The 12,474-nt window shown below is 68.3% G+C and carries 4 protein-coding genes; 3 read left to right on the forward strand and 1 reads right to left on the reverse strand.

The window, feature by feature from the left end; translation table 11 throughout:
- The first annotated feature begins 740 nt into the window (after nucleotides 1–740).
- The 3 genes from ACZ6S5_RS12715 to ACZ6S5_RS12725 are packed head-to-tail and all read left to right on the forward strand — an operon-like array spanning nucleotide 741 to nucleotide 12,004.
- On the forward strand, nucleotides 741–7,190 hold the full coding sequence (locus ACZ6S5_RS12715) for a sigma-70 family RNA polymerase sigma factor (protein WP_466000142.1): 6,450 nt from the start codon (nucleotides 741–743) through the stop codon (nucleotides 7,188–7,190).
- Nucleotides 7,187–10,249 (forward strand): helicase-related protein, encoded by a 3,063-nt coding sequence (locus ACZ6S5_RS12720; RefSeq protein ID WP_466000143.1) that lies wholly within the window; start codon nucleotides 7,187–7,189, stop codon nucleotides 10,247–10,249. Before ACZ6S5_RS12715 ends, ACZ6S5_RS12720 begins: the two co-directional genes overlap by 4 nt.
- Before the next feature lie 12 nt (nucleotides 10,250–10,261).
- A complete protein-coding gene (locus ACZ6S5_RS12725) occupies nucleotides 10,262–12,004 on the forward strand; it encodes a hypothetical protein (RefSeq protein ID WP_466000144.1) in 1,743 nt (580 codons plus the stop codon).
- On the opposite strand, the gene ACZ6S5_RS12730 is transcribed toward ACZ6S5_RS12725, so the two are convergent.
- Nucleotides 11,994–12,434, reverse strand: coding sequence for a very short patch repair endonuclease (locus tag ACZ6S5_RS12730; protein ID WP_466000145.1), 441 nt, complete (start codon nucleotides 12,432–12,434; stop codon nucleotides 11,994–11,996). The two genes, ACZ6S5_RS12725 and ACZ6S5_RS12730, sit on opposite strands and share 11 nt — an antisense overlap.
- Between the last annotated feature and the right edge of the window lie 40 nt (nucleotides 12,435–12,474).

Raw genomic sequence — 12,474 nt, forward strand, 5'->3', positions numbered from 1 at the left:
CCCCCCCCCCCCCCCCCCCCCCCCCCCCCCCCCCCCCCCCCCCCCCCCCCTCCCCTCCCCCCCCCCCCCCCCCCCCCCCCCCCCCCCCACCAGCCTGTGTTTGCGTCCCAGGGTTCTGTCGATCCCGGAAGCCGGTAGCTCCGCGCCTACCGTATGGCCCTCCGGCTCACCTCGATCTGCCTCAGAGAGACCGCTCCGGCGGGCGGCGGAGAGAGCGCCGGCGCGGCCCGCATGGAGGCCGCCGCGGGCGACGGTGCAGCCTCGACCAGTCACGGGTGAGGGTGCGGGTGACGGTGGAGCCCGAAGACCGGCGGTGGAGTGGCGCGGACGAGTGGCGGCTGCGGCGGCAGGTTTTGGAGGCAATGGGTTCTGGTATCGCTGGCACATCGGATCGGCGGTGGGCGAGGGCCGCGACGATTCACGTCGAGCTCACCCTCGCGACAGCGGAAGGTGCACGCGTCTTTTGCGGCTCGTCCCGGTACCACCAAAAGGATGGCTGTCAAATCGGCCCGTTCGCTGAACTAATGACGACTCGGGGGTCCCGCTGGCAGGACTCGGGCCTGTAGGGTCCAAGGACCGCCAGTGGGGAGGTGGGTAGATGCACGCGTGGTTACGCCAGGCGTTGAAGACAGTGTGCTCTGTCTGTCACGCGGGTGAGATCGATGCCAGTGGTCTGAGTGAGCCGGTGCGCTCCTAGTCCGCCTCACCCACGCGTTGCACCTACAAGTCAGAGGGTTCGCATGCTGTCCCGCACCACGCCGCCTGCAGAGGCTCCGTCTCTGATCCTCGAGCGCGCCACCTCTCTGGTCGAGTACCTGATGGCCGTTCGAGCGCAGATGGAAAGACCGGGCCGGACCGTACCGCAGGCGGACGCGTTCTGGCAGCACGAACTGCCCGTCCACACCGACTGCCAGGTGGGTGTTTCGGCCGACGGCAGCAGCTGGCTTCGGGTGGGCCTTCCGCCCGCGCCGAAGCAGCTCCAGGCACCTGTCGAGTTCGACCCGTATCTCGCCACTTCGCTGTCGTACGAGACGGAGCCTCGGCTTGTCGGAGACGAGAACACCGTCGATCGTCTCCGCGAGCGGTTTGAGCAGTGGCGGGAGCGGGACTGGCGTCCCTGGGCCGAGCAGGCCAGCCGTACCGAGGCGGTCCGCCGGCTGCACCGGAGCCTGTTCGATCTGAAGCACCGCGTCGACATGAACGCTTCCACCCACGAGCTGGTGTGGGGACACGGTGTGCTGCAGACGGACATCGCCGGAAACAGGGTGCAGTATCCGCTGGTCGTGACCCCGGTCGCCATCGAGTTCGACGCCGATCGGGCCATGATCACGCTGGTGCCGCAGGGGCCCGGCCGGCTCCAGACCGATCCGCTCACCGGCCTCGACGAGCGGTACCTCGGCCAACTGCTCGCCCTCGCCGGCTCCGGCGGACAGCTCGACCTCGACGTCTGGGACGACTTCACCCGCCAGGAGTTCATCGAACGGGCTCTGCGCCGACTCGGTCACGACCCGGCCATCCGGGCCGTTGACGCGCCCGCCCCGACCGGCCCGTATGTCGACGACACCGGCGTGCTCTTCGTCCGGCCCCGGCAACGGATGCTGCGCCGCTTCCTCGAGGAACTGCGAGCCCGGCTGCTCGCCGGCGAGACCACGAGCATCGGTGCGCTGGCCGCCATCCTCGCCCACGAGCCCAGTCGGCTGGAGATGCCCTACGACGAGCCGGCCCACTGGACCCCACTCGGTGAGCGGTTGCTCATGCCACTGCCTACCAACGAGGCGCAGGAGTCCATCGCCCGGCGACTCGCCCAGCACCGCAACGTGGCAGTCCAGGGCCCTCCCGGAACCGGCAAGACCCACACCATCCGCAACCTGATCTGCCACCTTATGGCGCACGGCAAGCGGGTGCTCGTGGTCGCGCAGAAGGAGGATCCTCTGCGCGTCCTGCGGGACGGCCTACCCCAGGAGATCCAGTCGCTCTGCCTGGCGGTACTCGGCCGCTCCACCGACCAACTCGTCCAACTTCAGCTCGCCGCCCGGGAACTATCCGACCGGGGCGCCACCCTCGACCGGCGCAGCGAGCAGCAGCGGGTGGACAGGCTGCGCCGCCAGCTCGAGGAAACTGAACGGGACCTCGGACAGGCGCTCGGCGCGCTGCGCACCCTCGCCGAGAACGAGTCCGCGCACTACGAAATCGACGGCATCCGGTTGTTGCCGAGTGACGTCGGCAGCTGGCTGCGGGACGGCGCCGGCCGGTACGGCGACATCCCCGACGAGATCCCACCGCACCTCGAGGCCCCGCTCACCGTCGAGGAGTTCACGGACCTGCTCGCCATCGCCCGAGGTTCCGTCCGCCAGGACCGCAACCAGGCGCTGCGACACCTGCCGACGGCAGCCGCGCTGCCGAACGCCTCGGCCGTCCTCGCCGCCCGGCAGGAACTGGCCGCCGCGCGGGCCGAGCTGGACCAACTCGTCGCCGCCGGTGTGGTGCTACCGGAGGCACGGGTGCTCGGCTGGCCCACGCTCAACGAGCTGGCCGGACACCTGCGCGAGGCGCTCGCTGTCCTGACCGCCCGGGAGGGCACCTGGACGGATGCGCTCGCCAAGCTCCTGCAGGCCGACCCGAACTGGCGGGCCATGTGGGAGGACCACGCCGCCGCCTGCCAGCGGGCACTCGCCGAACTCGCGACGGTGACCCGGCTCGTCGCCGGACACCGGGTGACAGTTCCCGATGCGCACCTCGCCGAGCCCCGCCGACTGTTGGCGCAGCTCGCCGAGCTGCGCCAACGCTTCGCCGCCGGCAAGGGCGTCAGCAAGCTCTTCCACGGCGCCCTGGCCAAGCTCGCCGCAGACTGCCGCATCGACGGTGAGGCCCTCCGCACCACCGACGACGTCGACATCGTCGTCGCGTACGTCAACCGCCTGCGGCTGCGTCAGGAACTGGCCACCCGGTGGACCGAGTGGCGGAACCTGCTCAACCTGCCGCACGAATCCGGCGACCAGCCCGAACTCTGGACCGGCCGTCTGCTCACCGACGCGACGACCGCCCTGGACTGGGACCGTCGCCGCTGGCCCACCCTGCATGCGACCGTCCGCCGGCTGGTGCCGCAGGTCGAGCAGGCGGTCGACGTACGCCGGCTGACCGCGCTCACCGACCTAGTCGGCCGGTTGGGAACGGTGTTCCGGTACGACCAGTTGGTCGCCGAGGAACGGAACCTGGGCGTCCTGCTCCAGCAGGGCATGTCGAGCGCCGACGCCAGTGAACTGTGGCGGCTGCTGGACCAGTGCCGCCAGCGGATAGACCTCGCCGGCTGGGACGGTCTCCTCGACGAGGTACGTCGGCTGGCCGGACTGCGCCCCGACGCGCAACGGTTCACCGAGCTCGCCGAACGACTCCGCCCGGCCGCTCCCGCCTGGACCGCCCAGATCGATGAGGGAACAGCCGCTGCTCTCGCTGGCACCGGCGGCGACTGCCTGCACCGGTGGCAGTGGCGCCAGGCCCAAACCTGGTTCGACGCCGTCGTCGGCAGCGTCGACCCGGTCGCGCTCGGGCGGCGCGTCGAGCAGACCCGGGACCGGATCGAGCGCCTCACCCAGGAACTCGTCGTCGCCTCTTCCTGGCTCGAGGTCTCGAAGGCCCTCGACGACCGCCGCCGGGCCGCGCTCGCCGACTGGACCGCCGCGCTCCGCAAGATCGGTAAGGGTACGGGCAAGAATGCCGCCCAGTGGCAGGCGCACGCCCAGCGTGCCATGAGCGCCGCCGTTGACGCCGTGCCGGTCTGGGTCATGTCCGTCGACCGGGCCATCGAACAATTCGCAGGCGGCGCGCACTTCGACGTCGTGATCGTTGACGAGGCATCCCAGGCCGACATGTTTTCGCTGCCGATCCTCAGCCTCGCCGAACGCGCCGTCGTCGTCGGGGACGACCAGCAGATCGGCCCGCAGCTCTCCTTTGTCGGCACGGTCACCAGCCTGATCAACTCGCACCTGGTGGACGTGCCCTCCGCAGAACACTTCGATCCGGAAAGCAGCCTCTACGACCACGCCGTCCGCCGATCACCGGAGCGGATCCTGCTCACCGAGCACTTCCGGTCCGTACCGGCGATCATCGGTTTCTCCAGCGAGACGTACTACGGCGGCGAGATCGATCCGCTGCGCACCGACCGGCCCGCCGGCATCGGTGACCCAGTCATCGCAGTGCACGTGCCAGAGGGAATCCGGCAGGACCTGTCAACGTACGGCAACGTCAACGTGGCCGAGGCCGAAGCCCTCGTCGCCAGGGTAGCGGCGATTGTCGCCGATCCCGCGTACGAGGGGCGCAGTATCGGCGTGGTCAGCCTGCTCAGCACCAGCGGGCAGGCGCTCTACCTGCTCACCCGACTCCGTGAGGAGATCGGCGAGGAGGAGATGGAACGACGTCGGCTCCGCGTCGGCGACTCGTACACCTTCCAGGGAGACGAGCGGGACGTCGTACTCGTGTCGATGGTCGTGGAACCGCATCAGGGCCCGGTCGCGGCGTTCACCAAGCGCGACCACCACCGGCGGGTCAACGTCGCCGCCTCCCGAGCCCGCGACCAGCTGTGGGTGTTCCACTCGGTGCAACCCGCCGACCTGCGCGAAGACGACGCCCGCGGACTGCTGCTGACCTACTGCCAGAGCGTCACCGCCGTCGACGAGGCGTACGACGACCTGGAGAAGCGTTGCGACAGCGACTTCGAACGCGAGGTGCTGCGGCGGATCCTGCGTCGCGGTTACAGGCCGCTGCCGCAGTTCCGCATCGGCGGGTACCGGATCGACTTCGTCCTGCCGGCACCGGACGGCCGGCGGCTGGCCATCGAATGCGACGGCGACTCCTACCACCACGGGCCGGAGCAGTGGGAGAGCGACATGCGCCGCCAGGCGGTGCTGGAGCGGGTCGGCAACTGCGTGTTCGTGCGGATCCGGGGGAGCGTCTTCAGCCGGGACCCGGACGCGGCGCTGGAGCCGCTGTGGCAGCGCATCGACGAGCTGAACATCAACGTCCCGCCAGAGCCGCCGGTACCACCGACTCCGCCGTTTCGACCTGGGCCGGGCGCTGGCACGGTCGTCACGGCCAGGGTCCCGGCTCCTGGGCCGGGCATCGATCCGGCAGTACCTTCATGGTCGTCCTCATCTGCGCCGTCAACGGGGACCATGGGAACCGCCCAGGAAGTCCGTCCCGAAGCTGTGGCAGGTACGGCCTCGTTGGTGCGGAACGTTCCGTTTGCAGAGAAGTCCTCGGAACGTTCTGCTTTCAAGGCCGAGCACGGGAGCACCCTCGACCCGCTGGCTCCCACGCCGTGTGCCGCGTCTGTCAGTGCATCGTCTGAATTGGGCACACGTCCGGTCACCGCAACCGAAGGACCCACCCCGCAGCCGGCGACAGCTGGGCCTCGCCCGCCGTCCGGCTCGAAGGCGATCCCGACGGCCGAGCCAGGCGAAGACGTCGCCTTCGCGGCATCCCTCCTCGAGTGGCCGCGCTCTCGTGTGCTGGAGCGGGACACGCCCGTCAACGAAGTGGTGACGGAGGCTCAACCGCTGAGTGGGGAGCCTCCGGTGGTCGTGTCCATGCCGCGGCAGGCCGCCGCATTGAAGAGTTCCCCACCCATCGCAGATGCACTGGTGGACGAACTACGCACGATGCTCGATCGCCGTGGTGCACGAGCGGCACAGTCGGTCGTAGCCGACTTCGTGTCCCGGCACCAGTTGACCCACCGGCAGGTCGATGCGTTGGTGGTCGCGCTGACCCGAAACCCGTCGCACGCAGCTTTCCGAGGCGCGCCTAGTACGACCGGCCAGTCCGCTGACGATCCGCTCATGGGCGATGCCGAGCGCACTCTCGTTCCGGCCGAACTCTCCAACACCGATCAAAGCGCGCCGGACGCTGAGCCGGCACAGGCCGAAAACGGTGCCCCGAACGACGACGACCTTGGATGGATGTTCGGAGGTGACCCGCAGGCGCCTGCAGCGAGGGCGGCCGACGACGTCGTGGGGCAGGCACTGGACGATCTCCTGGGTGACTGGGCACGTAGCGGTCACCTGAGCCGCGCTGACGTCGCGCTGCTGGCAAAGAGGAGAAACTTGTCCTCGGGGCAGCACGGCGAGTTGCTGAGCTTGCTGGAGGACGCAGGCGTCGACCTCCCACGGTCGGCGGACCTGCGACCGAAGCAGGCTGCGCCCAAAGGGTACGAACATGATGGTGACGCCGTCGGCCAGTACCTGCGTTCGATCAGCCGTTACCCGCTGATCGGCGCGTCACGCGAGGTCGAGTTGTGGTCGTTGATCTCCCAAGGCGTCGCTGCTCAGGAGGAGCTGGAAGCGGCAGGTGATGAGCTGACGCCGAGTGCCCGATCGAGTCTCGAGCGCCGCGTAGCGGACGGAAAGCGCGCACATGCAGAACTGGTCTGCGCGAACCTACGGTTGGTGGTCTCGATCGCCAGGGGCCGTAATTACGACGGCAGCGGGGTCGAGTTCGCCGACCGCATCCAAGACGGAAACATCGGCCTGATGCGGGCCGCCGACAAGTTCGACGGCTCGAAGGGCTTCAAGTTCTCGACATATGCGACGTGGTGGATCAGGCAGGCCATCGATCGAGGAATCGGAGACCGAGGCAGGACGATTCGGATCCCGGTGCACATGCACGAAAAGGTGCAAAGGGTGCGCAGGGCGGTTTCGCGGCTGACGTCGAGGCTCGACCGTGAGCCCACCTTGGCGGAGATCTCCGAAGAGACGGGCGTGGAGCCGGGATCGGTGCAGGCAGTTCTGGATCTCGGACGTCCGCTCGTTAGCATCGACATGCTTTTCGGGGAGGATGGCGACCTCCACCTGTCGGACATCCTGCTCGACGACGAGAACCGCGACGGGCGTACCGATCCCGCCGAGATCGTCATCCACGCGATGTTCCGTACGGATGTCGCCCGCACCTTGACCGCGCTTCTGCCAGAGCGGGCTGTCCGCATCCTCGAGCGCAGGTTCGGTCTCGGCACCGGCGATGAGGAGACGCTGGACGCCATCGGTGCCCACTTCAACGTCACCCGTGAACGCATCAGGCAGATCCAAGGCAAGTCGTTGGCGACGCTGCGGGAGAGCGAGGAGGTCGTCGCGTTGCGGTCGTACCTGGTCGACGATTCGAAGGCCGGCGAGTTCGGCGTTCCCGTGAGGAGGAAGGCGTCATGAGCGGCGTGGGGGACCAGTCTCTGGAGCAGGCCTGCGAGGCGTTCGTCGACTGGCTCGACCGACGGGTGGTAGCGGCGGGCCGCGGCGACGGCTTGAGCCGTCTCGAGGTGGCACCGTCCGGCACGTTCTGGTTGGGCCGTCTCGCCTGCGAGGACGAGGTGCGCAAGGATGCCTCCGACGATCGGTCGGAACGTCTGGACCCCTGTGCGATCGCCGTCCGGCTCCGTCCCGCGACGGCGCCACCGTGGTCGATGACGGTGACCGTCCGGGCACGGGCGTGGGTGAAGGACCCGAAGGACGGGCCGGACCCGGACCGGCGCTGGTGGCGGACGGACCTCGTCGAGGAGGTCGTGTCGGTCCTCGCCTACGGCGAGGGCGGAACGTTCGGTGGCAAGCAGCTTCGGGATGCATTCGCCGCGGTGGGCGCGCCGGGTCTCTCCGCCGAGGTGCGGGTGGACGTGGAGGACTGGCATCGGCAGACCGAAGTCGTGGTGCAGCTGGTCAACACGAGCCCGGAGAAGGCACCCGGCCTGACCGACTCCCACCTGTACGAGACGCAGCTCGAAGTCTCTGGCCTTCCCACCGTGCCGTTCGAGCTGGAGGCGCTACCGGACAGCTTCCGATACGACCGGAAGGTGCCGGCCTACGGAGTGAACGTCGGCGTCGAGGTAGTGGCACCAGGCGTGTTCCGCACGTCGGACACCGTGAGCGTGCAGACCTACCGTCCCGACTACTGGAGCGGATCCACCCCGCAGCCGGACCTGTCGTTCATGAGGCTCGCATCCGACCCGCTCCCTCAGCTCCAAGCCTTGGTCGACGCGCTCGACTCGTACGACCACGCCCACTGGTCTTCGACAGCTCTCGACGCGCGGCAAGCCGCCGAGGGCTGGACGCCGACCATGCGAGCCAGGGCGGATGAGTCTGCCGAGCAGGTGTTCGAGGAACTGAGGAGGCTCCGGTCCGGTCTAGCGCTGCTACAGGACCGTCCCGAGATCCTCCGTGCCTTCCAGCTCATGAACAAGGCGATCGCCCGTAGCGCCAAGGGCCGTGGGTATGCCTCCTGGCGGCCCTTCCAGGTCGGCTTCCTGCTCTCGGCCATCCGTTTCCTCGCCGAGCCGGAGGACGAGGCGAGGTACGTCGACACGGTCTGGTTCGCGACCGGTGGCGGCAAGACGGAGACCTACCTGGGGTTGCTCCTGACGGCGGCATTCTTCGACCGCCTCACCGGCAAAGCCCTGGGAGTGACGGCCTGGTCGCGCTTCCCGCTGCGGCTACTGAGCCTCCAGCAGACCCAGCGGTTCGCCGACGCTCTGGCCGGCGCGGAGATGGTGCGCCAGGAGGAGGGCGTCAAGGGCGCACCCTTCAGTCTCGGGTTCCTCGTCGGTCGGGCGGGAACGCCCAACAAGATCGTGCCGAAGACCGAGACCGACGAGATCACCCCGGACAGCCCAGGCATGCCGGACAAGTACCGCGTGCTGTTGCACTGCCCCTTCTGTCGGGACGAGAACCTCCAGATGCGCTTCGACCGCCAGCGGTGGAAGCTCGACCATCGCTGTACGAACCGGAGCTGCCCCTGGAAGGGGCAGGCCCTGCCGATGTACGTCGTCGACCAGGAAGTGTTCAGGTTCCTGCCGACGGTGGTGGTCGGCACCCTCGACAAGGCCGCATCGATCGGTCTGCAGCAGGCGATGCGCGGCCTCGTGGGGCCGCCACAGAAGCTCTGCCCAGTGGAATGGCACGGCTTCACGTACGCGGAGCGGTCCAAGAACCCCAACGGCTGTCTGGTGCCGGACTGCCAGGGCGGCAAGGCCCTCAGGCCGCTGCCCATGGACGCCAAGCGGTTCGGCCCGTCACTGCGGCTGCAGGACGAGCTGCACCTCCTACGGGACAGCCTCGGCGCGGTCGACTCCCACTACGAGAGCCTGCTCGACCATCTCCAGTTCGAGCTGTGTGGCACTCGGGCGAAGATCGTGGCGAGCAGCGCGACGCTGACCGGATACGAGCACCAGACCAAGGTCCTCTACCAGCGAGAGGGGCGGGTCTTTCCGCAGCCGGGCCCGCGAGCGGGTGAATCGTTCTGGACGACCCCGACGGAGAAGCCGTTGCGGCGGTTTGTCGCCGTCGCGCCCCGTGGCGTCACGTTGGAGCACGTCAGCGACCGGACGCTCGACGCCTTGCAGCGCTGCGTCCGCCAGCTCAAGGACGACCCTGCGACCGTGTGTGCCGAAGCCGGCATCGACCGGAAGTACGTGGAAACGCTGGTCAGCCTCTACGGCACCGACGTGGTCTACGGCTCGACGCTCTACGACGTGGAAGCTGCCGGGCGAAGTCTTGGCAGCAACAACACGGTCGAGGGCATCAACGTCGAGCAGCTCACCGGGCAGACCGAGTTCGACGACGTCCGGGCCATCCTGGACCGGTTGGAGAAGCCGGAGGAGGACTTCGCCGAGCGGATCCACGTGGTGGCCGCCAGTTCGATGCTCTCGCACGGTGTCGACGTAGACCGGCTGAACACCATGGTGATGCTGGGCCTGCCGCTGACGACCGCCGAGTTCATCCAGACCACGGCACGGGTCGGTCGTAGGCACCCTGGCCTGGTCTACGTCCTGCACAAGATCGGCCGGGAACGCGATGCGCAGACGTTCCGGCAGTTCACGCAGTACGTGCGGCAGGGCGACCGCTTCGTCGACGCCATTCCGATCACGCGTCGCAGTCGCCGGGTCCTGGACCTCACCGTGGCCGGCGTCGTGGGCGCACGGACGTTGATGATCCGCGAGCCGGCCAGCAAGCAGCGGCTCAGTACGCCAGCGAAGCTGCGCCAGTACGTCCGCGATTCCGGGATGACGCCCGCGGCCGAGGCAGCCGCGGTGGCTTCGGTCCTCGGCCTCGACGGGGCGGAGGACTCCCTGCACCGCGAACAGATCGCCGAATGGCTGCAGGCGTGGTTCGCCGATCTCGAAGACCCTGCGACCACGGCCACGTTCGTCAGCGAACTAGGTCCTCGATCACCAATGACGAGCCTCCGCGATGTCGAGGCCAGCGCTCCCATCCACGACTGACAGGCGGACGAGATGACGGTCCTTGGATCCCGTAGCGGCAGCCAGATCCTGCGTACCTTCCTGCCCAATCAAACGGTCGACCTGCGGGGCGACGTCTACCGTGTCGCGGAGTGGTCGGCACCCAGCCCTATCCAGGTCGATACCGATCTGGTCCGACGTCACCTGCTTCGCGAGGTGGGAGCTTGGGCCTTCCACGGTACGGACGGCGGGGTCGGTGACGACCTGATGCGGAACGCTCCGGTCGAAGTTGTCGAGCTCGACGAGCGACGCGGTGTGACGGTCGAACGGTATCCGCAGGTGTGGCTGTGCCGCACGTGCAAGCGCATCGGGAAGTCCATCGATCGTCCTTGCAAGTGCGGCCAGCGCAACAAATGGGGCCAACTGCACTTCGTCGGCATCCACGACTGTGGCGCAATCGCTGAGCCATACATCAAACGGTGCCAGACGCACGATGACGTCAAGGTCGTGATTCCCAAGAGCGCCAAGGCCGCGGACATCTCCTTCGTCTGCCCCGTCTGTGACACCCGCCTCATGCAGGGGCTCGGCTTCAACAAGCCCTGCGGATGCGGCCAGGGGTACTTCCGCTGGAATGTGCACAAGGCCCGCATGGTCTACACGCCGCGGGGGATGGTGCTGATCAATCCGCCGCGACCCGAGCACCGGGAGGGACTCAAGCTTGCCGGGGGCGCTCGCAAGGCCTTGGTCTGGGTGGTCGATGGCCTGACCGTGCCCCGGCCCGCTGACGTGGTCTCCCCGCCGACCCTCGAAGAACTGATCGAGCAGCTCATGCGCACCGGTCTTCCGCGGGAGATCGCGGAGGTTGCCGCGAAGAGCGCCGCTGATCAGGGAGGACTGGCGAAGGCCGGCGACCACCCGATCGACGGGCTCTCGGGCGAACGGCGTGACGAAGCAGGACGGGAAGCGGTCGACATCGCAATGGCGCTCGCGGAGAGCCGCACGCCGACGACGGCACTACGCAGCGCGACGCCAGCTGATGCCCTCGATGTGCGCTACCAAGTCCGCTACCCGGCGGCGCTCGGCCGGGCCGGGATCGACGGGCTGGACCTCGTCGACCGGTTCCCGGTCCTGAATGCGATGTACGGCTATACCCGGGGCGAGGACGATCCGGCGAAGTGTCGGCTGGTGCCCTTCCGTCGGAAGAAGGGTGGTTACCGGCTCTACGGCAACCTCGCCGAGACGGAGGCATTTTTGGTGCGTCTGGATCCAGTACGAGTCGCCAGCTGGCTGATCGGGAGAGGGCACCGCTTGTCGGGATGGAACTCCAGAGACGGGGCGGTCGCGGCGCGAGTCGCGATCCTGCAGGAGGCGCGGGTGCCGTCCAAGCGTGACGATCCGTCGGTCGAGTCCGCCGGCACCGACTTGCTCAAGCTGGTGCACACCTACGCGCACAGGTTCATTCGGCAGGCTGCCGTCTTCTCCGGGATCGAACGGGACGCGTTGAGCGAGTACCTGGTACCCGGTCACCTTGGCTTCTTCGTCTACGCCGCCGCTCGCGGCGACTTTGTCCTCGGCGGCATGCAGGCGGTGTTCGAGTCGAACCTCGACGAGTTGCTCGACGCGTTCGTCGATGCAGAGCATCGCTGCCCGCTGGATCCGGGATGTGCCCGTGGGAGCGGAGCGTGTAGCGCTTGCGTCCATCTGGGCGAGCCGTCGTGCCGGTTCTTCAACCGTTTTCTGGATCGAAAGGTGCTCTTCGGTGCCAACGGATACCTGCGGACACCGGTCAGGGCGTAGCAGGAGGCACCCGGCGCCGCCATTCGGCTTCCACTCGGTCGGCGGCGGCCTCGGTGGCCTCGTGCTCCCAGACGTGCAGCACCATCCAGCTCAGCTCGGCTAGGGCAGTGTCCTTGGCGCGGTCGCGGGCCACGTTGCGGTCGAGCTTCTGCTGCCACCAGTCCCGGTTGTTGCGGGGCAGGGTGCCATGCTCCGGGCAGCGGTGCCAAAAGCAGCCGTCGACGAAGACCGCTAGCTTCGCCCGAGTGAACGCGAGGTCGGGGCGACCGGGAAGCCCCGGATGGTTGACCCGAAACCGTAGGCCCCGACGGTGCAGCTCACGCCGCAGTGCCAGCTCAGGCTTGGTGGAGGATCGCGGCATCCGCTGCAACCGGGCCGAGGTAGCAGCATCGAGTGGCGGTGGCAGTGGCGCGCTGGACTTTCGGTCCATGTCTGCGACCTATCCCGGGGACGGCATGAGCGATTACGCG

It is taken from the genome of Micromonospora sp. NPDC051924 (genome assembly GCF_055586005.1).

Bases quoted from the DNA above. Each gene is read 5' to 3' on its own strand.
- ACZ6S5_RS12715 (WP_466000142.1), top strand. From the start codon at position 741: ATGCTGTCCCGCACCACGCCGCCTGCAGAGGCTCCGTCTCTGATCCTC.
- ACZ6S5_RS12720 (WP_466000143.1), top strand. From the start codon at position 7,187: ATGAGCGGCGTGGGGGACCAGTCTCTGGAGCAGGCCTGCGAGGCGTTC.
- ACZ6S5_RS12725 (WP_466000144.1), top strand. From the start codon at position 10,262: ATGACGGTCCTTGGATCCCGTAGCGGCAGCCAGATCCTGCGTACCTTC.
- ACZ6S5_RS12730 (WP_466000145.1), bottom strand. From the start codon at position 12,434: ATGGACCGAAAGTCCAGCGCGCCACTGCCACCGCCACTCGATGCTGCT.